Source organism: Pantoea sp., from assembly GCF_039594315.1.
Taxonomy (GTDB): Bacteria; Pseudomonadota; Gammaproteobacteria; order Enterobacterales; family Enterobacteriaceae; genus Pantoea.
The window spans coordinates 1-21,539 of sequence record NZ_JBCNNP010000060.1 but is presented as its reverse complement, the minus strand read 5'-3'; the positions used below and the strand labels follow the sequence as shown (position 1 = coordinate 21,539).

Below are 21,539 nucleotides of genomic sequence, written 5' to 3'. Positions count from 1 at the left end.
AGGAACGATATAGAGCGTGCTGGCAGAAATCTCTGCCCGATCGAGTTGTTTCATTGTTTCATCCGAATTGCCGATTTAATATTGAGCATCTTGAAAAAAACATCACTGGATACAGTATGCTTCCTTCAAAAGTCGTACGTCATAAAGCAGGACGCTTAGTACCTGTTCTTCTTGCTGGGCTGATTTTAGCCGCTTGTAGTGGTCAGGGACCGCAACAAACCTCCAACGTCAATATTCAGGGTCCTGCGACGGGTCGATCTGACTATTATCTGCAACAGGTGCAGCAAAGCAGCGATGATAGCAAGACCGACTGGCAATTACTTGCCATCCGTGCCCTGTTGAAGGAAGGAAAGTATCCGCAGGCCGCAAATCAGATCTCGCAACTGCCGCAACAACTCTCCGATGTGCAACAGCAAGAACTGCTGCTGCTGCGCGCGCAGATGCAGATTGGTCAGCAAGATTACAACGGTGCGCAACAGTTACTTGGCCAGGTGAAAACCGGCGGACTGTCGCAGGATCAGCAAGTCCGCTTCTATGCACTGCAAATCGCTGCGGCGCAGAATCGCCCTTCACTTGCCCTGCTGCGTGCCTATATTGCGCAGGAACCGCTGCTGAAAGGCGCGGATCACCAAACCAATATCGATGCCACCTGGCAAGCGTTGACGCAGATGACCACCGATCAGGTCAATAGCCTGGTGATCAATGCCGATGAAAACACGCTGCAAGGCTGGCTGGATCTGTTGAACACCTGGCGCGCGAACAGTCAGGATCCACAAATGCTGAAAGCGGCGATTCAGGATTGGCAAACGCGCTATCCGCAGAATCCGGGCGCGAAAACGCTGCCAACCCAGCTCAGCCAGGTGCAGAACTTCACCAAAGCCTCAACCAACACCATCGCCCTGCTGCTGCCACTGAACGGCCAGGCGCAAGTGTTTGCCAACGCGATTCAGAAAGGTTTTAACGATGCGCGTAACGGCGTGTTGAGTGCACCAGCGCCGCAACCCGCTCCAGTCGCCGCTCCAGCGGATGCCAACGCGCAACCCGCCGCTGACGCCAATGCCAACACCGATGCCAACAGCGTGGTGAGTCCAGCCGTTGCGGGCAACACGCCGCAGCAACCTGAGCAACCGCAGCCCACCGCGCAACCTGCTGCCGCACAAGCTGACAGCAATGCGCAGGTGAAGGTGTATGACACCAGCAGCCAGCCGATTGCCCAGGTGATGCAGCAAGCGCAGCAAGATGGCGCCACCATTGTGGTTGGCCCGTTACTGAAGAATGATGTTGAGACGGTGGCTAACAGCAACACCGCGCTCAACGTGCTGGCGCTCAACGAGCCAGAACAGATCCAGAACCATCCGAATATTTGTTACTTTGCGCTTTCTCCTGAAGACGAAGCGCGCGATGCCGCGCACCATATCTACGATCAAGGCAAGCGCCAGCCATTATTGTTGGTGCCGCGTAGCAGCTATGGCGATCGCATCAGCAAAGCCTTTGCGCAAGAGTGGCAAAAACTGGGCGGCTCAACCGTGCTGCAACAGCGTTTTGGTGGCGTTGCGGAGTTGAAGCAAGGCATCAACAGCGGTGCCGGTATCGCACTGAGCGGTACGCCGCTGAATGTCGCGCCGGATCAAGCGCAGAACGTGGCGATTGCCGGTCTGACGATTCCCGCGCCGCAAACCAGCGCGCCAGCTCCAGCGGCTGATGCCAGCAGCGGCAGCGTCGATTCGGTTTACATCGTTGCTAGCCAGGATGAGTTGCAGCTGATCAAGCCGATGATTGCGATGCGCACCAGCAGCCGCAGCAACACCGCGCTGTATGCCAGTTCGCGCAGCGCGCAGGCCGGTGCCGGCCCGGACTTCCGTCTGGAAATGGATGGTCTGCAATTCAGTGATATTCCGCTGCTCTCCGGCACCAATCCGGGCTTGATGCAGCAGGCGGCGAAGTCGTTTAACAACGATTATTCACTGGTTCGCCTCTACGCGATGGGCATTGATGCCTGGACGCTGGCGAATCACTTTAACCAGATGCGTCAGGTGCCTGGCTTTGACATTGATGGCAACACTGGCAAGCTCAACGCCGACGCGGATTGCGTGATCAACAGGAAGTTGGCATGGAACCAGTATCGTCAAGGACAGATCGTTCCAGTGCAGTAAACCGCCAGCGCATCGGCGCTGAGCAGGAACAACTGGCGCGACGCTATCTGGAGCGCGCCGGGCTGCACTGGTTCGCCAGCAACGTGCGTTGTCGCAGCGGTGAGATTGACCTGATCATGCGCGACGCCGATTGCTGGGTATTTGTAGAAGTGCGCTATCGTCGCGATGCGCGTTTTGGCGGTGCCGCCGCCAGCGTGACGCGACAGAAACAACAAAAGCTGTTACGTGCTGCAGCAATTTGGCTGTTAGCACGTGGCGGCAGTTTTGATACGGTAAATTGCCGATTTGACATCATTGCCATTACCGGGTGTGAGCTGGAGTGGCTACCCGATGCCTTTAATGCCGATGGATAGAACCAGGTGGTCTTGTGCAGGACAGAATTAAAGCGTGTTTTACCGAAAGTATTCAGACGCAAATCGCCGCGGCCGAAGCGCTGCCAGATGCGATTTCGCGCGCCGCGATGACGCTGGTGCAATCGCTGCTGAACGGTAACAAAATCCTCAGCTGCGGTAACGGCGCATCGTCGGCCAATGCCCAACATTTTGCCGCCAGCATGATTAACCGTTTTGAGACCGAGCGCCCAAGCCTGCCGGCGCTGGCGCTGAGTGCCGATAACGTGATGCTGACAGCGATTGGCAACGATCGTCTGCACGATGAAATTTATGCCAAGCAGGTTCGAGCGCTTGGTCAGGCCGGTGATGTGCTGCTGGCTATTTCCACCCGTGGCAACACCCGCGATATCGTCAAAGCGGTTGAGGCTGCGGTTACCCGCGATATGACCATCGTTGCGCTCACCGGCCATGACGGCGGCGAGCTGGCGGGCCTGTTGGGCCCGCATGATGTGGAAATTCGCATTCCATCACATCGCAGTGCGCGCATTCAGGAGATGCATATGCTGACGCTGAATTGCCTGTGTGATTTGATTGATAACACTTTATTCCCACACCAGGAATGACTGAAGGAGCTCAAATGAAAGCATTGAACGCTGTCGCCATTCTACTCACCGCCATGATGCTGCAAGGCTGTGTTGCCGTCGTTGCTGGCGGCGCCGCTGTTGCCACCAAAACCGCTACCGATCCGCGCACCGTGGGCACTCAGGTAGATGACGGCACGCTGGAGCTGCGCGTCACTAACGCGCTGGCAAAAGATGAACAAATCAAAAGCCAGGCGCGCGTCGTCGTAACCGCTTATCAGGGCAAAGTACTGCTGACCGGCCAATCACCAACGCCAGATCTGGCGAGTCGTGCGAAACAGATCGCCATGGGCGTTGATGGTGCCACCGAGGTGTATAACGAAATCCGTAGCGGCCAGAAAGTCAGCCTCGGCACCTCGTCATCTGATACCTGGATCACCACCAAAATCCGCTCACAGCTGCTGGGTAGCGATCAGGTGAAATCTTCGAATGTGAAAGTGACCACCGAAAACGGCGAAGTGTTCCTGCTGGGTCTGGTGACACCACAGGAAGCGCAGGCGGCGGCCGATGTTGCCAGCCGTGTCAGCGGCGTGAAGCACGTCACTACCGCCTTCACTATTCTCAAATAAGCGCGTTTAGCTGCATAAAAAAGGGTTCATGTATGACATGAACCCTTTTTTTATCGCTGCGATTAACGTGACTTGCGCCGCCTCACAAAGATCCACCCGCCAACCAACAACACGAATACCGCCGCTGCACCCGCCATCATGCCATACAGCGTATTGGTCGGATTGGCGCCACCAGCACGCAAAGTCGCCACTTGCTCAGGGCTGACACTCACCTCCGGATTGCCGTACGCACCCATCACAAACGTCGAAATTTCCGCGATTTGCTTATCGGTTAAGGTATCTCCCATCGCAGGCATCAGGCGAATATTGCCTTGCGTGGTAATACTCACACCATTGAGAATCGTTGCCACCAGATTGCTGGCGTTGTTAGCACCGGTTGCCGAGTTGTGCACCAAAGAGGGCCAGGCGTGATCTGGCGTTCCTTGCCCACTGGTTTGATGGCAACTGGCGCAATTCGCGCTGTATAGCTGTGCTCCGCTGGTTAACTGAGCGTAGCCTGGCTGGTTTTTGTGATACTCAATGCCCGGATTGTTGGCGCGCAAAGCGGGCTCATAGTTCTTGCCATTACCTGCCCAGCTATAATCCGCATTGAGGTCTTTCGCATTGCGAATCGGCGGCGTGGCTTTCAGGTAGGTGGCGATGGCGCTGATGTCTTCATCAGTCAGATATTGCAGGCTTTTCTCAATCGCTTCCGCCATGCCGCCCGCCGCCTGACCTTTATTGGCTACCGCGCCGGTACGCAAGTATTGCACCAGCTCCTGATGCGACCAACCACCGATGCCGCTAATCGGATCCGAGGTGATGTTCGGCGCATACCATGCGCCCACCTGGCCGCCCGCCAGCGCCTTACCACTCTCTTCACCCATAGCGATATTACGTGGCGTATGGCAAGCATCGCAGTGCCCCAACGCATCCACCAGATAACGCCCACGATTCCACTCCGGGCTTTTACTCTCGTCGTTAACCAGCGGTTTGCCGTTGGCAAACAGCATATTCCAGCCAAACATCAGCCAGCGCTGGTTAAACGGGAAAGCTAATTGCGTCGCCGGCGGCGCGGCATCAACCGGTTTTACGCCCTGTATGAACCAGACGTAGAGCGCGTGAATATCGTCGTCGCTGATACCGGCGTAAGAAGGATATGGCATCGCCGGATAGAGATGTTCACCTTTGGCATTCACGCCTTCGCGCACCGCGCGGGCAAACTGCGCTTCGCTGTAGTCACCAATGCCGAACTGTTTGGAAGGCGTGATATTGCTGGAGTAGATCTGCCCAAACGGCGAGGCGATAGGCAATCCACCCGCCAGCGGTTTGTCGCCAGAAACGCTGTGGCAGGCGGCGCAATCTGCGGCGGTCGCCAGATATTGGCCGCGCGCCAGCAGCGTGGCGTCGGCTGAGGTATCCGCAAATGCCGTGCTGCTCAGCAGCAGCGCCAGCCCGGTAATACCGCATCGAATCCCTGTTTTTGGCATCTTGGCTCGCCTCCGCTTATCCATGAAGAAGCTCTGATTTAATGGTGTCGGCCACACGCAATGCGATGGCGGCAACCGTCAAGGTTGGGTTACCGGTGCCCGTCGAGTTAAACACCGCGCTGGAAGCAAAATAGAGATTCTTTTGCTCGTGCGAGCGGCACTCTTTATCGCACACCGAAGTCGCCGGATCGTTGCCCATTAACGCGCCGCCCATCGGGTGATCCTGTGCGGCAAACTTCAGTGGGTTATTGGCATCGGGGATGTACAAAATATCCGTCGCGCCCATGCCGCGGAAAATGTCGTCATACATCTCAATGGTGCGGCGTGCACTCTTACGCGTGTACTCATCAATCGAGTAGTAGACTTTAGGGAACGGAATGCCGAGAACGTCTTTTTTCTCCGACAACGTCAGGCGGTTTTCTGGGTTTGGCAGCACCGCATGATGGGTTGAAAGCTCAATGCGGTGTGCTGCGCCATGACGAATTTCTTCGTCCAGGGCTTTGCCGACCAGGCCCATACTCAACGCACGCTGGGTGGCGTAGGTGGTTTGGTTGGTGTCATCAATGCGGGTAATGGCGGCGGCCATTTCACTGCGCCACGGGCCGTCACGCAAACTGTCAATCGCCGCAGTATGTTGTGGTCCTTGCCCCATCCACACCGGATCGCGCGTAGTGAACTGCACTTCCGTACCCGCATGTTCCATCATATAGCGCCCAACCTGATCGGTTTTATTCGCCAGACCATTCGGGTTCTTGTCGTCTTTCGACATCAGCAACAGCTTCACGCTTTCGATGTTGTGCGCGGCGAGGATGAAGGCTTTGCCGGTCACGCGATAACTTTTCTTGTTGGGATCGTAGAAATGAACCGCTACCACTGCGCCGTTGGAGGCATCGGTTTCGATGTAATACACCACCGAGTTTTCCATCACGCGTGCACCGGCTTTTTCCGCTTTCAGCACGCTTTCCATGCCGTTATACATCGCACCGATCGGGCAAATTGGCATGCAGTTGTTGTTGCCACCGCAGGCGGGACGGCCATCATACGGCTGAACGTTGCGCGCTTCCGGTTCGTGGATCAGACGGTAATCGGTGTATTTTGCCACCGCGTCGGCAAACACCCGGCTGGTATAGGTCCACGGCATTTCTGGCATCGGATAAGGTTGGCTACGCGGCGATCCCAAATCCACACCGCCACGCGACGGATCCGGGCCGGACACGCCCATCGCCAACTCAGCACGGTAATAATAGGGTTCCAATTCGGCATAACTCACCGGCCAGTCGCGGCCCACGCCGTACATCGATTGCAGACGGAAATCGTTCGGCAAATGGCGCCATGCGCAGCCCGCCCAGTGCCAGGTGGTGCCGCCGACTAAGCGCAGATAATCGGTTTGATATGCGTAACCGTCTGGGCCACCGACCTGTAAATAGTCCAACGCGGTGCCATCAACATCGTTGAACGGCGCCAGCGCCCAAGGTTTAGGTGGATACGGTGTGGTTAATGCGCGCGTGGTGGCGGGCGCATTGCGGAAGTTCTCCACGATTTCGCCGCGCGTAACGCGTGGGCCAGCGTCCAAAACGATAACCGACAGACCGCTGCTTGCCAGTTCCAATGCGGAGAGACTGCCTGCAACACCTGCGCCGATAATCACGACATCGGCTGAGAGTGCTTCTTCCTTGCTCATAAAAGTGATCCAAATGAATTGATAGTGACTGTTTTTAAAGTATTTTTACGCAGGATTCGGTGGCTGGAAGTTCGCCCAATTCAATGGGCCATCGCGCGTATAGCTTGGCGGGCTGAGCACATCACGCGTTGGCCGATACATCAAAGCGCCTTCGTAGGCATAAGTGCGATGGTCAACAACCCCGGTATACCAGGCCGCCACTATGCTGTGCACCGTTGCCAGCAATTGCGGCTGTTGGCTGCTTTTCAGTGCATCAACCAGCGATTCAATGGTGAGATTGGCGTCGGTGGTGACCATGGTTGCCAGCACGCGCAAGTGTTCATCCAGAGTTGGATTACCCGCTTTCAACGCGCCATACAATGCCGCGCCGATTTGCGGCGATAACGATTCGCGACTGATTAAGCGCGATACCTGCATAAACAGACCAACATGGTCGATTTGCGTGGCTGCCCAACCGGCAGAAACGGCGGGGATAAGCGATAACGTTGCCAGCGCGACGCCTGCTGTAACAAAGCGGCGACGGCTTAATCCCGTTGGTGGGTTTGCAAAACGCATGAGGAGTTCCTTTCGATAGCAACACATCGATGTGTGGTTTGTTGCTGGGGATAATGTGAAAGCCCGCGGGTTCCAGCGGAATTTTAACGTGAGTGCACCACGCGAAAATGCAGTTCAGACCTGAGAGATCTGTAGGGGAGAGATGAATATTTGTCGGATGAGTCTTACAGCGGAAATTTACGCACAAAAAAACCGATCGCCACAGCGATCGGATGTTGTTGATTCAACAGTGCTTTCCTGGCGGAATTAAACTGGAATATCAATCACCAGCGCACGCAGCCGCGTGGTAGCTTGCAGCGTAATCTGCTGCTCATCACTGAGAAACGCGCCATCGCCACAACCGAGCGGTTCCTGATTGGCGCTGCTGGCTTGCAGATCCAGCGATCCATGGATCGATTGCAAGTAGGCGCGCGGTCCATGCAACTTCACGCTGCACTGCTCGCCCGGCGCTAACGTGATCTGGTGCACCCACACTTGCTGGCGCAGTTGTAAGCTGCCCTCCGCGCCGTCGGGTGAAGCGATCAATACGCTGGTTTTCTGCGGCAGTTCGAGCTTCTGCAACAGCGGATTTTCCCGATCCGGGCAGGCGGCTAACCACAGCTGCATACGCGTCAGCGGGCGATCTTTGCTGAGGTTAATTTCGCTGTAATTGACGCCCTGGCGCGCCGAAAGCAGCATCGCTTCGCCTTCCTGCGCCACAAGATGATTCCCTTCGCTATCGCGGTATTCGGCTTCACCTTGCAGCACCAGATTCAGCACATCCACCTGCGGATAGCTGCGCGGTTGAAACGCCGCGCCTGGCGCAAGAATTTCCTGGTTGAGCACGCGTAATGAGGCGTAGCCCATCAATTTTGGATCAAAATAGTGGCCAAATGAGAAGCTGTAGCGCGCCTGCAACCAACCGAAATCGGCCTGGCCACATGCGGACGCGCAGCGGGTTGTCATCATGATAATCCTCCGACGCGCTGCGGTGAGATTCGACCGCAGGCTTTATAAGGATCATGGTAAAAGTCTGGACGCCGGATTGTAAGCCAGTTAATCTGCCTGGCATGTTCAAATTTACTGACAGAGAATCGGCATGGCAAAAGACCGCGCGTTAACCCTTGAAGCTTTACGTGTGATGGATGCTATTGACCGCCGTGGCAGTTTTGCCGCCGCGGCCGATGAACTGGGCCGCGTCCCTTCTGCGCTGAGCTACACCATGCAGAAGCTGGAAGAGGAGTTGGATGTAGTTCTGTTCGATCGCTCCGGCCATCGCACCAAGTTCACCAACGTAGGACGTATGCTGTTGGAGCGCGGCCGCGTGCTGCTGGAAGCCGCCGATAAACTCACCACCGATGCCGAAGCGCTGGCGCGCGGCTGGGAAACCCATCTCACCATCGTCGCCGAAGCGCTGATCCCCACCGAACGCCTGTTTCCGCTGGTTGAGAAGCTGGCAGAAAAAGCCAACACCCAGATTTCGTTGGTGACAGAAGTGCTGGCTGGCGCGTGGGAACGACTGGAACAAGGGCGCGCCGACATCGTGATTGCGCCGGATATGCATTTCCGCGCCTCAACAGAGATCAACACGCGCAAGCTGTACAGCATGATGAGCGTGTATGTCGCCAGCCCGGATCACCCGATTCATCAGGAAGCTGAACCGCTGTCTGAAGTGACGCGCGTGAAATATCGCGGCATTGCGGTGGCCGATACCGCGCGTGAACGTCCGGTGTTGACGGTGCAATTGCTGGATAAACAGCAGCGCCTAACGGTGAGCAGCATGGATGATAAGCGTCGCGCGCTGTTGGCCGGTTTGGGCGTGGCAACTATGCCGTATCCGATGGTAGAGCAGGATATCGCCGAAGGTCGTTTACGTGTGGTGAGCGCCGAATATACGCGCGAAGTGGATATTATTATGGCGTGGCGTCGCGACAGCATGGGCGAAGCCAAGGCGTGGTGCTTGCGCGAGATTCCGAGATTGTTGGCGAAACGCGGATAGGTTTGGAGCTCGCTGCCCCTCACCCCGGCCCTCTCCCGCAAGCGGGCGAGGGGGAAAAACGCGCCGGATGCAGCATATTCTCCGATCGGTTCCCTCTCCCACTTGTGGGAGAGGGTTAGGGTGAGGGACAAAGCGCACCCATCACAACCGGCTCAAACAATCGATCGCTACCGCTTTAAAACTGACGAAATCGGCGCAATCTCGCAGCCGTGCCGTCGCCCTTTCGCGCAGGAAAGTCACGAACAAATCGTAAATCGCCATCGCCTCTTCATACTCGCTTTTGCTGATTGCCAGCAGGAAAATCACCGACGCCGTTTCATCGCCCCAGCTTACGCCGTGCGGTGCCAGCACCGTATACACCACGGTTTTCTTCGCCAGCAAACCCAGTGAGTGCGGCAGTGCGATGCCTTCGCCTAGCATAGTGCTGACAATCGCTTCGCGCTCTTCCACCGACGGGCAGAAATCCGCATCAACAAACTCTTCAGCTTGCAGCTGATCGCACAGCAGGCGGAACAGATCGGCCTGCGCCATCGGCTTATCCAGCACCATAAAATGCTGCGCGTCGAAGTACTTTTCCAGCATGTAAGGACGGGTGCGATCCACCAGCACCAGCTTGCCCAGTTGCTCAAGCTGAAACTCGGTGGGGAATGGCGACATCACCACAATCGGCTTGTTCTTTTCCGTCAAACGCGCAGTGGAGATGACGAAATCTTCGTCGATATGCTGGCGTAGTTCGTAGTCACGTTGCGACAGTCGTGCGGTGACGACAAGTTGCGGGTATTTGCGTAGCAGCAGCGCTTCAATCATGCGCAACGTTGAGTTGCCGCTGTCGCACACCAGCAACACTTGTGGATGCCGTTGATAGCCGACATCGTAATGTCGCTCCAGCCCGACGCCGATGTGCAGCACCAGAAAACCGATCTCGTTCTCACTGATGGTGTAAGGCGTGTATTTTCCCCAGCTGGTGACCGCGGCCAGCGTCACATCGTAGGCCATTGGATAGTGCTGCTTGATGTTGCCGAGCAGTGGATTAGGAATGTGAATCTGGTAGCGCACCCGCGTAATCATGGTTTTGATGTGGGTGAGCAGATCGGCGCGCAACTGTTCATCGTGTTGCAGCCGATAGTTGTAATGGGTGTTGATGTAATTCAGCAGGTAATCGACCAACGCATCAGCATCATCGGCATTGATGGTGCTAGGCGCCAGCGCCTGAATCTGGCGTGCAGCGATATTCACCCGCAGCCAATTCTCTTCCGCCTGAGAGATCGGTTTGCCGACCAGCGGACGCATCAGATTAACCAAATCATGCGCCGCTTCACGCACTTCCTCGCCAACATCTTCCGCGCCAGGATCGTTAAGCGGGAAGCCTTCGCTAATGCGTCGCACCGCCACCGCGCAGTAGATTTGCAGATAACGATCACCCTCATCGCTGAGGCGAATCGCATGTTGGGCAAAACACTGCTGCAGCAACGGTTCGAGCTGTTCCAGCATGCCGCTGTGCAGCGCTTCCACCGTCAGCAGCGGGCTATCCGGCGTTTCCTGATCGATCTGCCACAGCAAGTCGGTTAAGCAGGTACGAATCGCCGCCTCGCTGCCGAACAGCTTCATGCCGTAATGCGGTTTGGTTTCAATATTGAGGTGATAGCGATTCAGCCATTCGCGCACTTCCGCCATGTCGCTTTGCAGCGTGGCGCGACTGACAAACCACTCTTCCGACAGATCTTCCAGCTTGATGGAATACGCCGCGGTGAGGAAACGCGTTAGCAGATAGCGCACGCGCTCCTGTGAGGTGCGCGGCACCCGCAGCGGCGTGGCACTCTCTGCTTGCAAGCGGCCAAAGCGCGCCGCATCGTCAATTTTGAGTTGATATCCCGCGCCACGCGCCAGCACGAACTGCGCGCCGTGTTGTTCCAGCAGCGCGTTCAGCGCGGTGATATCGGTGCGCACCGTGCGCGTCGAAACGGAAAAGCGGCGAGCCAGCTCATCCTGCGGCAGCGTTTCATTTTGCAGCGCAGCGAAAAGCTGAGTCAGACGCTGATTGGGAAATCTCACGGAGCCTCACCTGTTACTAAATTGTTACAGCAGTTTCTTGCACGTTGCCAGAAGCTGGCGCACATCGTCAATACGCGTGTCGCCGGTTGCGCTATCTATAATCGAACTGTAGACGTGCGGAATCACTTTGCTGACACCCGCATCGAGCGCAATACGCACAATCTCTTCAAAATTGTTGAGATCGATGCCGCCAGTCGGTTCCAGCCAGAAGTCATGACGCGCACAGGCTTCCGCCACCGCACGATACTCATTCACCGCTTTCAGTCCGCCCATCGGGAAGTATTTTACCGAGCTGCCGCCCATGTCCTGCAACATGGCGATGGCGCTGTCGATTGGCACAATGGCATCAGCACCTTGCGAACTGCGCGGCCCGGTAGAAATCTTCACCATGCCCGGCGTGCCGGTTGGTGAGATCAAACCATTGACCACGGTTTGATTCTGGCCGAGCAGCGCTCGGCTGGTCGCCACGCCGGTGAATACCTGATTGACGTGCTGGGGTTGCAGCACCGCAGAAATTTCACTCACCATCGCCGACTGATGAGGATCGCCTGCGCCCAAACCCACGGACAACGCATTGTCGATCAATGCCGCGTACTCGCGCATGTCGGCAATCGCCTCTTCGTTGCTGGCGTAGTTTTTCGATAGCACGCCAACCAGCACATGACCTTCCGCTGCTTGCCAGATCTCTTTGGCATTTTGCTTTGATCCGGCCAGTACGTTAAGGCACAAACGGCCCTGATAGAAATTCGGGTTCAGACTCATGCGCGTTTTCCTCCGCTGATTAACGCCTGGATACGACTAAAGATGATGTGTAGCTGATCGGCGCTGACGCTGCGCACATCGGCCTCAATGATGCCTTCGTTGGCTTTGTAGCCACGGAAATAGATGGCGATGTCGCCAGTTTTCAGTGCCTGCACCAGTTCACCGGTTGGCCAGCCGGTTACCGCTTCATCGAACTTGATTTCAGCGCGCGCGATATCACGTCCAGCGGCATCCCACACCACGCGGGCGGTAACGCCGTTGAGCGTGTTGAGGTTGTCGATAAATGGCGTCATGTTTGCCACCATTTCCGCGCCAGTGGTTTTGGCGTTAACCAGATAGTTTTCAATCGCCTGCGTCAGCCCAAGAATGCCCTCTTTGCCAACTTTCATCGCGCGGCCAATGCCGTTGCTTTGCCGTTTTACCCACTCAACGTACTGCGTGCGACCAATGACCAAGCCGCTGGTTGGCCCTTCAATGGCTTTGGCACCGCTGTAAATCACCAGATCCGCGCCCATTTGGTAATAGCACTGCAAATCTTCTTCGGCAGCCGCATCAACGATTAACGGAATGCCGTGCTTGCGCGCGACAACCGCCGCCTGCTCAACGCTGAGATGACTTTTCTGCACGCAGTGATGTGATTTGATGTACAGCAATGCCGCCGTGGTTGGGGTGATCGCTGCCGCCAGCTGCTCGGGAGAGCATTCGTTGCTGTAGCCGGCTTCGATCAAACGACCGCCGCCGAGTGCCACCATAGTGCCGACCGGCGCGCCAAAGTTCACGTTGTGACCTTTCGGCACCACGATATCGTGCGGCACGCTGAGCGGTGCGGCGTGCAGGTTTTCCAGCAGCCAATCGTTATCTTTAACGATTACCGCCGCCACGCTTTGCGCAATGCCCGCCGAGGCGCAAGACACCACCACCGCGTTTTCCACATCCAGTAATTTAGCGATGTAAGCGCCGGTTTTGTTGACCAGATCTTTTATTTCGAAATAGTGATTCAGGCCGTAGCTGACGGTTTCCACCACATCGGCGGACGGCGTGGAAACGCCGAGAATGGTCATGCGGCCAGACGCGTTGATGACCTGCTTCAGGTCATATTTTTCATAAATCGAAGACATGATTGGCTTTCCCTTCATCAGTCAGATGCCAGTGACCGGCGATAACCACGGCCTGCGGCAGAATATGTTGCTCACCCAAAACCCGTTCGCCTTCAGCATCGACGAACGGGCGGGCTTCCTCTTTGACGGTAAAAATGGTCAGGTCGGCGTCATAACCCACGGTTAAGCGCCCTTTGCCGGCCAGTCGCAGGCCAGCAGCAGCATTGGCGGTAACGCATTCGATAATCTGCGGCAGCGTCATGCCAATGCTGAAGAATTTAGACATCACGTGCGCCAGGCTGTGCACCGGGCCGTTAATGCGGTTGCGGCAATAAATGTCCGAGCTGATGGTGTCGGGCAGAATGCCCTGCGCAATCGCCTGGCGTGCCACTTCAAAGCTGAAGCTGGCGCTGCCGTGGCCGATATCCAGCTTCACGCCGCGCGCGATGGCATTTTTCACCGCCGCTTTCAGTTCGCCCTGCGGCGACAAAATACGGTTCGGTTTGCCGTTGAAGCAGTGAGTGATGATGTCGCCCGAGGTCAGCAGATCGGCGATCTCTTCCAGCACTGGCGGATTGTTGCCGATGTGCACCATCAACGGCAGATTGCCCGCCGCCTGTTGAATCGCTTTGGCGCGAATCAGCGGCTTAATGCCATTTTCACCCACCACGCTGCTGCTCATGCGTGCTTTCAGGCCAACGATAAAATCGGGACGGCGTTTTACTGCCTGCACCACCGCATCGCTGTCGATCTGCGCCATATCAGCCAGTTCGTTTTGCGTCACAATGCCGCTGCGCGAGATGTTGATCAGCGCACGCACTTCGGTAGTGGCGGCGCGGGTGATTTGGTAGAAGTCGTCGATGTCATCAGCGCCGGTGCTGCCCGCGTCGATCACCGTGGTGACGCCTTGCGCCATGCCGATGGCATCCGCTTCATCGTGATAAATCGGTGACTTGAGATAACAGTGCACGTGGCTATCAATCCAGCCCGCGCTGACGTAAAAACGCCCAGCCAGATCGCGTTCCTGCTGGGCTGGGCCGCTCACCTCGCCAACGGCGGCAATTTTGCCGTGCTGGATGGCGATATCCACCAGTTGTTCGTCGCACAAACGCGCGCGGCGCAGAATCAGATCAAACATGCAAACTCCTTTCTTTCAAAGCGCACATTCCGTAGCGGCGCGATTCATCGCGTTCAGTTGATTTTCAAAGTCAACACAACGCAATAAATTGCGCCGCTACAGATGCGTGCGGCCATTTGGCCACCTTACAATCGCGATATCACAGCGAAATCGGGAACATCGCACCCAACACCATCGCGCCCAAAATCGCGCCGCCGGTGATCGGCTTATTCCACAGATAGAACAGCAGTGCGCCAACCAGTGAACCGAGACCAATTGGAATCGATGCCGCCATCGCCGACAGGATAATCAGTGGGCCGAGGAAGCGACCGGAAGCGTTACCCGCGCCCATCATCACGTCCGCGCCGTAAGTCGAATCGCTTTGGTTGATGGTGAATTTACGCGCCAGGATGATCAGATAACCAATCGCCAAACCCACCACCAATCCAGTTGCCAGCGATGCAGCGAAGTTAGCCACCGGGAACACGATTCCTGCGCCAAGCAGCAGCGCCGGAACGCCCAAGCCCACGCCGGTTTGAATCGCGCCGCCGATATCCAAGATCCCCACCAGTGAACCTTCGATGATGCGCGCAAACAGGAAGCTGGCACCAAATGCCGCCACCGCGCCATACACGCCGGTTTCCATCCCGGAACGCAACATCGAAACAAACGCCACTTCGTTAAACGCGCCAATGCCGTACAGGTAATACATGTGCGTACCGGCAAACACACCGGCGGAGAGCAAGCCAACAAAAATCGGGAATGACCAGTCGGCGTACCAGAACCCTTTGTTTTCGGTTTCGTTCATGCTGATCGCTCCTTATTTGCCGCTGACGCTGTTGTGAATCATATCCAGCCAACCCGGAATACCCAGTTGGAAGGATTGCAGCAGTTTCATGTCGAAACCGCGGAAGAAGCCGCTCAAGGCAAACAGCAGCACGATGGCAAACATCATCACTTTGGTGACTTTGTTCCAGCCGCTCTCTTCCACGCCTTTACCAATCAGGATGCCGAGGACTAAACCAGGCACGGCGTTGCCCATGATCAGCTGCGCTAAACCACCGAAAATCGTCGCCCAGAAACCTGATTTCTTACCGGCATCAATCGCTGCCAGCCAGAAGATCACTGGCATCACGGTGTTCACCAGCAGGTTAGCCGCCGGGACCAGCACTTTGACTGCGGTAACCTGCAATGCCGCCGGAACCGCCGATGCGGTGCTGTTGAGGAACGCCACCACGATCATGCCGATGATGCCGCAGGCAATCGCCATGCGTTTCGGGTTGTGCAGGGTTTCTGCTACGTTGCGATTTTTTACCATCAACGCCGCCGCGCCCCAGTTCGGCAAAATACGGTGGTCAACGTCCTGCGTGAAAGAACCCGCAGCAACGGATGATGCCCAAGCGTTAAAGAAGAAGCCGAGACCAAAGGAGAAGTGCGATGCCGGATCGCCTTCGCACGAATTGAGTTCACCCAAGGTACGGAACGCGCCCATACCTTGGGTGGTGGGTGCGTGGAACATACGTGCCGCCCCCGCGCCAACGCCCACACCCACCAATCCGCCAATGATTAACGACTTAAACAAAATGATTAAAAACATGTCGTTGTGCCCTTGTTGTCGTTTTTTTAAGCCGTGATGAAATCCACCTTGTCGGTGTCAATCACGGTGACGCTAACGGTAATTTCCAGCTCGACGCTGTAACTCCGTCGTTCGCGCGCGAGGAAGAAGAACAAGAATTTCTCCTTGCGCACGCTCTCCTGCGCGCGCAGCACCCGCACATCCATGGGTTCAATGCGCAACAGAATCTTTTGGCTGGTGCGCAGCACTTGCTGCTGCACCTTACTCAGCGCATCGGCAAAGGCTTTTGCTTTACTGTCGCCTTTGCCTTGCACCGTGACTTGCGTCTCGTATTGCTGTTTCATACTTAGCTGCCGTGTTTTTTGTTCCAGGCCTGAACCAAACGCTCGCCCAGCTCTTCTTTATCCATAAAGCCAAAGCCCAGCACGGTGGCGCCTTCGTTGATGGCGGTCACGCCTTCGTCAATGGAGCGCATGCCGTGTTTGGCTTTGTAGCCATATTTGTTCTGCGCGGTAATCGCCCCTGCGCCGCCGCTGCCGCAGAAAGAGATGCCGAAGTCGGCGTTTTCCGCTTTCATCACGTCGCCCAACTTCATGTCAGCTGCCACGCCCGGCACCACCACCGCACGGCCACCGGCTTTCTCGATGCCCGCTGCTACTTTCTGACCTTTACCCAGACGATCGCCAATCACTACAGTTACCATGTTGAATTCCTTAATATTTAATCTTCGTTGGCACGTGCAACTTCGATATGTACCGATAACAGCCAGGCTTCCTCTTTTGGCAGATTGCCAAACAGATCCACCACCTGCTGCGCCAGCGCCATGGTTTCAGGCGAGATATCTTCAAACAGTTCAGCTTCGACTTCCGGCAGCGCTTCGCCGGTGAGCGAACGCGAGGCCATCGCACGCACATGTGAAGCCAGCATTTGCTGTTGCACGGCGTTGGCTTCGATGTGGTGTGCGCGGTAGATCGCGGCAATTTGGTTCAATACGTTATCCGCCAGCGCCTGAATCGCTTCCGGCGTGCTCTGTTTCAGCGGGACAGCTTCACTCCTCACCTTGTTACTCCTGTTAACAGCGGACAATTACAGATATTTCTCGTTGATAAGAAAGTACGCTTTCCGCTTCAGGCTGTTGAGACGCATCTTTTCCACCTCGAAGTGGAAATCCCACGGGCGAGTGTGCGCCAGATCTCAGGACGCACGAAGTGTGCGAAATCGGTCACAAAATGCGTAATAAGTTGAGTAAACAGAGAGTAAAGCGGTGAAGTGGTTACAGCCGAGAGGGAGAAATAAGGCCAGCCAAGGGGCTGGCCGGTGTATCAGCGGAATTTCTTATGGTTGGCGTTGCGAATATCTTCCAGTTTCTTCGCTTCAGCCTTGGCTTCGTCCAGCTTGTTCGCTTGAGCCAATTGATCGACTACATCGATCTGCGCGATCAATGAATCCAGACCGGCGTGATAATCCTTGATCTGCGCGCTATCAGCCGCCTGACCTTCCAGTTTTTCCGGCGTGGATTTTTTCGCATCCGTCGCCGCCTGGCGCATCTTGCCCAACGCGGTGTGCATTTCCTGCGCGTCAGAGGTTTTCTTCACAACGCTCAGGCCATCCTTCAGAGCGTCCATATCTTTCTCCAGGTCAGCGGCAAATACGCTAGCCGAGGAGAACAACAGCGAGAGAGATAACATTGCAACGACATGCTTACGCATAAAATTTATCCTTTTTATTGTCGGGCGAAAAAAAGCAGCCTTGCGGGCTGCTTTCAAGAAGCGATGAATTTATTGTCCGGCGATTTTCATCTCCGGCAGCAGCACCGAACCGCATTGTATATTGCTGCGGGTTTCAATGTCGTTACCGACAGTTACCATATTGAGCCACATGTCTTTCAGGTTGCCGGCGATTGTGATCTCGCTCACAGGATATTGAATCTCACCATTTTCAACCCAGAAGCCGGATGCGCCGCGTGAATAATCACCGGTCATCGCGCTGACGCTGGAACCCATCATCTCGGTCACCACCAAGCCGGTTCCCATCTGCTTCAGCATGTCGTCGAAGCTATGGCCTTGTCCGGCGATGCGCCAGTTATGAATCCCACCCGCGTGGCCAGTGCTCTGCAAGCCCAACTTGCGCGCCGAGTAGCTGGTTAACAGCCAGTTTTGCAGCACGCCATCTTTAATGATGTCACGTGATTGGGTACGTACGCCTTCGCTATCGAATGGCGTAGACGCCAAACCTTTCAGCAGATGCGGATGCTCTTCGATGGTCAGCCAATCCGGCAAAATCTGCTTGCCGAGTGAATCCAGCAGGAAAGTGGATTTACGGTAAACGCTGCTGCCGCTGATCATGCCAACCAAATGACCGAACAAGCCAGTCGCCACTTCCGGCGCGAAGATCACCGGCGCTTTCATGGTAGACAGTTTACGCGGCGACAAACGCGACAGCGTACGGCGTGCGCACTCGGCACCGACCCATTCTGGACTTTGCAAATCTTCAAACGCGCGGCCAATGGTGTAGGCGTAATCACGTTCCATGTCGCCGTTGTGCTCGGCAATCACACAGCTGGAGAGCGAATGGCGGCTCGAGCAGTAGCTCTGCAACATGCCGTGGCTGTTACCAAACACTTTGATGCCGACGTGGCTGTTGAAGCTGCCGCCTTCGGTGTTGGTGATGCGTTTGTCGGCTTCTAACGAAGCTTGTTCCGCTTTGGCTGCCAGTTCGATAGCGCGATCGGCATCGATCTCCCACGGATGGTAAAGATCAAGATCCGGCGCTTCAAAAGCCAGCAATTCGGGATCGGCCGGTGCGCCAAACGGATCAACCGAGGTGTAGCGCGCAATGTCGATCGCCGCCTGCACGGTGCGTTTAATCGCATCCGGGCTGAGATCGGTAGAAGAGGCGCTGCCTTTACGATTTTGATGATAGACGGTGATGCCAAGCGCACCATCGCTGTTGAATTCGACGTTTTCCACTTCGCCATAACGGGTACTGACGCCGATGCCGGTAGTTTTCGTGACCGCCACTTCAGCGCCATCGGTGCTGGCTTTTGCCAGTTCCAACGCCTGCGCGACAGCCTGTTCCAACACTTTACGTTGTTCTGCAACCTGAGTAGATACGTTCATCGACCTGCCGTCTAATCTTAAGTATGAATTGTTTGAGTCTATCAGACTCAGAGAACAATTTCGCAGTCGCCCGATAAACTGGTAGGATTAGCCTCTTTTTTTTGGGAGCCAAGAGATGACCAAGCAGCCCGATGACTGGCTCGACGATGTGCCGGATAATAATGACGAAGAAGACGAAGAGATTATCTGGGTCAGCAAAAGCGAAATTAAACGCGATGCCGAAGAGCTGAAACGCCTTGGCGCCGAGTTAGTTGATTTGGGGAAAAATTCCCTCGACAAGATTCCACTCGACGAACAACTGCGTGACGCGATTGAACTGGCGCAGCGCATTAAGAAAGAAGGCCGTCGCCGCCAATTGCAGCTGATCGGTAAGATGTTGCGCGCACGCGATGAAGATCCGATTCGTCAGGCGCTGGATAAGCTGAAGAATCGTCATAATCAGCAAGTGGCGTTGTTCCACAAGCTGGAGATGTTGCGCGATCGTTTGATCGAGCAAGGTGATGACGCGGTAGCCGAAGTGTTTAACCTCTATCCGCATGCCGATCGTCAGCAACTGCGCAGTATGATCCGCAATGCGCAGAAAGAGAAAGCTACCAACAAACCGCCAAAATCAGCGCGCCTGATTTTTCAGTATCTGCGCGAGTTGGCAGAGGCTTAAGTCCTCTGCGCGTTTCCCCTCATCCCAACCTTCTCCCGCAAGCGGGAGAAGGGGCAGATCGAGCACCGATCTAACAATGTGCTCCACCTAATCATCCCCTCGCCCGCTTGCGGGAGAGGGTTAGGGTGAGGGGAAATCCGCACAATTACCGCCCCAAGCGCTCCAGCAATTTCTGGTGAATGCCACCAAATCCGCCGTTACTCATCACCAGAATCGAATCGCCTGGCTGGGCTTTCTTCGCCACCATTTCCACCAGCGTGTCGATATCCGCGCTCCACTGTGCCGGTTGCATGCACGCCTCGGCAACATCTGAAACCTGCCACGGAATGTGGTGCGGCTGGAACAGGAACACTTCATCCGCGCGGCCCAGCGAAGGTGCCAGCTCATTTTTGCTCACGCCCATTTTCATGGTGTTAGAGCGCGGCTCCAGCACCGCCAAAATGCGTGCGGTGCCACCCACTTTGCTGCGCAATGCTGCTAGAGTGGCGAGAATCGCAGTTGGATGATGGGCAAAATCGTCATACACCTTAATCGCATTCACTTCACCGCGCAGTTCCAGGCGACGACGCGCATTGATAAAGCTGCTCAGCGCTTCGCCCGCATCCGAAGGCTTCACGCCAACGTGACGCGCAGCCGCAACCGCCATCAAGCCGTTGTGCATGTTGTGTTCGCCCACCAGCGCCCAGTTCACTTCGCCCGCTTTCTCGCCGTCGAGCCAGATTTCCCAATGCGAAGAATCCGGCGTTAGCTTTTTCGCCTGCCAGTGGCCGTTGTCGCCGACGGTTTCCTGCTCGCTCCAGCAGCCCATCGCCATCACTTGCTTGAGGTTGTTGTCGTGCTCTGGCAGCAGGATCTTGCCCTGGCCTGGCACGATACGGATCAAGTGATGGAACTGCTTCTGAATCGCACGCAGATCGTCAAAGATGTCGGCATGATCGAATTCGAGGTTATTGAGGATCAGCGTGCGCGGGCAGTAATGGACAAATTTGGAACGCTTGTCGAAGAACGCGCTGTCGTATTCATCCGCTTCAATCACGAAGAATGGACTTTTTCCTAATTTTGCCGAAACCTCAAAGTTTCCTGGCACACCACCGATGATAAAGCCCGGTTCAAGGCCGCAAGCCTCGAGAATCCACGCTGCCATACCGGCTGTGGTGGTTTTACCGTGTGTTCCGGCAACGGCCAGCACCCAGCGATCGCGCAACACGAAATCGTGCAGCCATTGCGGGCCAGAGAGGTAAGGAATGTTGCGTTCCAGCACCGCTTCGACACAAGGATTGCCGCGCGTCATCGCGTTACCGATGATCACCAAATCCGGTTGTGGATCGAGCTGACTCGCATCGTAACCTTCTGATAATTCAATACCTTGCTGTTCCAGCAACGTGCTCATCGGCGGGTAGACGTTGGCGTCTGAGCCGGTGACTTCGTGTCCCAGCGAGCGTGCCAGCATCGCCAGTCCGCCCATGAAAGTGCCACAAATCCCAAGGATGTGAATACGCATAAAGAGATCCATTACTCAAAAGTTCGGCGCACAGTGTAACGCCGAGTTGAGAGGGAAGAAACGGATTAGGACTATGGTTTTTAAAGTTCAATCGGCTAAACTGCGCTCATACGTTGGTAGCTTGTTACAGCTGCTGCCACTCCATCGTAGATTCAGGGAATGTGTTATGAAAACGTTAGGCGAATTCATCGTCGAGAAGCAACACGACTTTCCACACGCCACAGGTGAACTGACGGCGCTGATTTCTTCCATTAAGCTTGGCGCTAAAATTATCCACCG

Annotated in this window: 22 protein-coding genes and 1 pseudogene; 7 read left to right on the top strand and 16 right to left on the bottom strand. The window is 55.7% G+C overall.

What is annotated here, in order from left to right:
- Positions 1-116 precede the first annotated feature (116 nt).
- Genes ABDW13_RS20755 through dolP form a run of 4 tightly spaced genes read left to right on the top strand, consistent with a single transcriptional unit; the run spans position 117 to position 3,695 of the window.
- Positions 117-2,153: a penicillin-binding protein activator gene (locus ABDW13_RS20755; RefSeq protein ID WP_343554433.1), complete on the top strand. Its 2,037-nt coding sequence runs from the start codon at positions 117-119 to the stop codon at positions 2,151-2,153.
- Positions 2,111-2,506 (top strand): YraN family protein, encoded by a 396-nt coding sequence (locus ABDW13_RS20750; protein WP_343554432.1) that lies wholly within the window; start codon positions 2,111-2,113, stop codon positions 2,504-2,506. Before ABDW13_RS20755 ends, ABDW13_RS20750 begins: the two co-directional genes overlap by 43 nt.
- A 14-nt stretch (positions 2,507-2,520) precedes the next feature.
- Complete coding sequence (gene diaA, locus ABDW13_RS20745) at positions 2,521-3,108, top strand: DnaA initiator-associating protein DiaA (protein ID WP_007890352.1); 588 nt, start codon at positions 2,521-2,523, stop codon at positions 3,106-3,108.
- A gap of 14 nt (positions 3,109-3,122) precedes the next feature.
- Entirely contained in the window at positions 3,123-3,695 is a 573-nt protein-coding gene (gene dolP / locus ABDW13_RS20740) for a division/outer membrane stress-associated lipid-binding lipoprotein (RefSeq protein ID WP_343554431.1), read from the top strand.
- A gap of 62 nt (positions 3,696-3,757) precedes the next feature.
- On the opposite strand, the gene ABDW13_RS20735 is transcribed toward dolP, so the two are convergent.
- The 4 genes from ABDW13_RS20735 to ABDW13_RS20720 form a co-directional block, all read right to left on the bottom strand.
- A complete protein-coding gene (locus ABDW13_RS20735) occupies positions 3,758-5,164 on the bottom strand; it encodes a cytochrome c (protein WP_343554430.1) in 1,407 nt (468 codons plus the stop codon).
- 16 nt (positions 5,165-5,180) lie between these two features.
- Positions 5,181-6,845 carry a GMC family oxidoreductase gene (locus ABDW13_RS20730; protein WP_343554429.1) on the bottom strand — a complete coding sequence of 555 codons (1,665 nt, stop codon included), beginning with the start codon at positions 6,843-6,845 and terminating at the stop codon, positions 5,181-5,183.
- A gap of 45 nt (positions 6,846-6,890) precedes the next feature.
- Positions 6,891-7,400, bottom strand: coding sequence for a sugar dehydrogenase complex small subunit (locus ABDW13_RS20725; protein ID WP_343554428.1), 510 nt, complete (start codon positions 7,398-7,400; stop codon positions 6,891-6,893).
- A 246-nt stretch (positions 7,401-7,646) separates the two neighbouring features.
- A complete protein-coding gene (locus ABDW13_RS20720; protein ID WP_343554427.1) occupies positions 7,647-8,348 on the bottom strand; it encodes a pirin family protein in 702 nt (233 codons plus the stop codon).
- 130 nt (positions 8,349-8,478) lie between these two features.
- On the opposite strand from ABDW13_RS20720, the gene ABDW13_RS20715 reads away from it, so the two are divergent.
- Complete coding sequence (locus tag ABDW13_RS20715; protein WP_343554426.1) at positions 8,479-9,378, top strand: LysR family transcriptional regulator; 900 nt, start codon at positions 8,479-8,481, stop codon at positions 9,376-9,378.
- A 141-nt stretch (positions 9,379-9,519) separates the two neighbouring features.
- Here ABDW13_RS20715 and ABDW13_RS20710 read toward each other — a convergent pair whose 3' ends face one another.
- The 11 genes from ABDW13_RS20710 to pmbA all read right to left on the bottom strand — a co-directional run bounded on the left by ABDW13_RS20710 (position 9,520) and on the right by pmbA (position 19,101).
- Positions 9,520-11,430: a PRD domain-containing protein gene (locus ABDW13_RS20710; RefSeq protein ID WP_343554425.1), complete on the bottom strand. Its 1,911-nt coding sequence runs from the start codon at positions 11,428-11,430 to the stop codon at positions 9,520-9,522.
- 24 nt (positions 11,431-11,454) lie between these two features.
- Positions 11,455-12,192 (bottom strand): KDGP aldolase family protein, encoded by a 738-nt coding sequence (locus tag ABDW13_RS20705; RefSeq protein ID WP_343554424.1) that lies wholly within the window; start codon positions 12,190-12,192, stop codon positions 11,455-11,457.
- Positions 12,189-13,310 (bottom strand): DgaE family pyridoxal phosphate-dependent ammonia lyase, encoded by a 1,122-nt coding sequence (locus ABDW13_RS20700; protein WP_343554423.1) that lies wholly within the window; start codon positions 13,308-13,310, stop codon positions 12,189-12,191. The genes ABDW13_RS20705 and ABDW13_RS20700 overlap by 4 nt, the downstream gene beginning before the upstream one ends.
- Positions 13,294-14,427 carry an amidohydrolase/deacetylase family metallohydrolase gene (locus ABDW13_RS20695; protein WP_343554422.1) on the bottom strand — a complete coding sequence of 378 codons (1,134 nt, stop codon included), beginning with the start codon at positions 14,425-14,427 and terminating at the stop codon, positions 13,294-13,296. Before ABDW13_RS20695 ends, ABDW13_RS20700 begins: the two co-directional genes overlap by 17 nt.
- Before the next feature lie 139 nt (positions 14,428-14,566).
- The gene (locus ABDW13_RS20690) at positions 14,567-15,214 is read right to left on the bottom strand and encodes a DUF4310 family protein (protein ID WP_039331390.1); all 648 of its coding nucleotides are present in this window, start codon (positions 15,212-15,214) and stop codon (positions 14,567-14,569) included.
- Positions 15,215-15,226: 12 nt separating this feature from the next.
- On the bottom strand, positions 15,227-16,003 hold the full coding sequence (locus tag ABDW13_RS20685; protein ID WP_007892190.1) for a DUF4311 domain-containing protein: 777 nt from the start codon (positions 16,001-16,003) through the stop codon (positions 15,227-15,229).
- A gap of 26 nt (positions 16,004-16,029) precedes the next feature.
- The gene (locus tag ABDW13_RS20680) at positions 16,030-16,326 is read right to left on the bottom strand and encodes a DUF4312 family protein (protein ID WP_343554421.1); all 297 of its coding nucleotides are present in this window, start codon (positions 16,324-16,326) and stop codon (positions 16,030-16,032) included.
- A 2-nt stretch (positions 16,327-16,328) separates the two neighbouring features.
- Complete coding sequence (locus tag ABDW13_RS20675) at positions 16,329-16,685, bottom strand: SFCGS family glycine-rich protein (RefSeq protein WP_009087404.1); 357 nt, start codon at positions 16,683-16,685, stop codon at positions 16,329-16,331.
- A 17-nt stretch (positions 16,686-16,702) separates the two neighbouring features.
- Positions 16,703-17,041, bottom strand: coding sequence for a glycine dehydrogenase (locus tag ABDW13_RS20670; protein WP_343554420.1), 339 nt, complete (start codon positions 17,039-17,041; stop codon positions 16,703-16,705).
- 263 nt (positions 17,042-17,304) lie between these two features.
- Complete coding sequence (cybC, locus tag ABDW13_RS20665; RefSeq protein ID WP_343554419.1) at positions 17,305-17,691, bottom strand: cytochrome b562; 387 nt, start codon at positions 17,689-17,691, stop codon at positions 17,305-17,307.
- Between the two features lie 69 nt (positions 17,692-17,760).
- Entirely contained in the window at positions 17,761-19,101 is a 1,341-nt protein-coding gene (gene pmbA, locus ABDW13_RS20660; protein ID WP_343554418.1) for a metalloprotease PmbA, read from the bottom strand.
- Positions 19,102-19,216: 115 nt separating this feature from the next.
- Between pmbA and yjgA the strand changes: the two genes are divergently transcribed.
- The gene (yjgA, locus tag ABDW13_RS20655) at positions 19,217-19,759 is read left to right on the top strand and encodes a ribosome biogenesis factor YjgA (RefSeq protein ID WP_008103560.1); all 543 of its coding nucleotides are present in this window, start codon (positions 19,217-19,219) and stop codon (positions 19,757-19,759) included.
- A 145-nt stretch (positions 19,760-19,904) separates the two neighbouring features.
- Here the strand turns inward: yjgA and mpl are convergent, their stop codons facing one another.
- Positions 19,905-21,260 (bottom strand): UDP-N-acetylmuramate:L-alanyl-gamma-D-glutamyl-meso-diaminopimelate ligase, encoded by a 1,356-nt coding sequence (gene mpl, locus ABDW13_RS20650; RefSeq protein ID WP_343554417.1) that lies wholly within the window; start codon positions 21,258-21,260, stop codon positions 19,905-19,907.
- Positions 21,261-21,426: 166 nt separating this feature from the next.
- Between mpl and ABDW13_RS20645 the strand changes: the two are divergent.
- A pseudogene (locus tag ABDW13_RS20645) lies at positions 21,427-21,539 on the top strand (fructose-bisphosphatase class I); the annotation flags it as partial.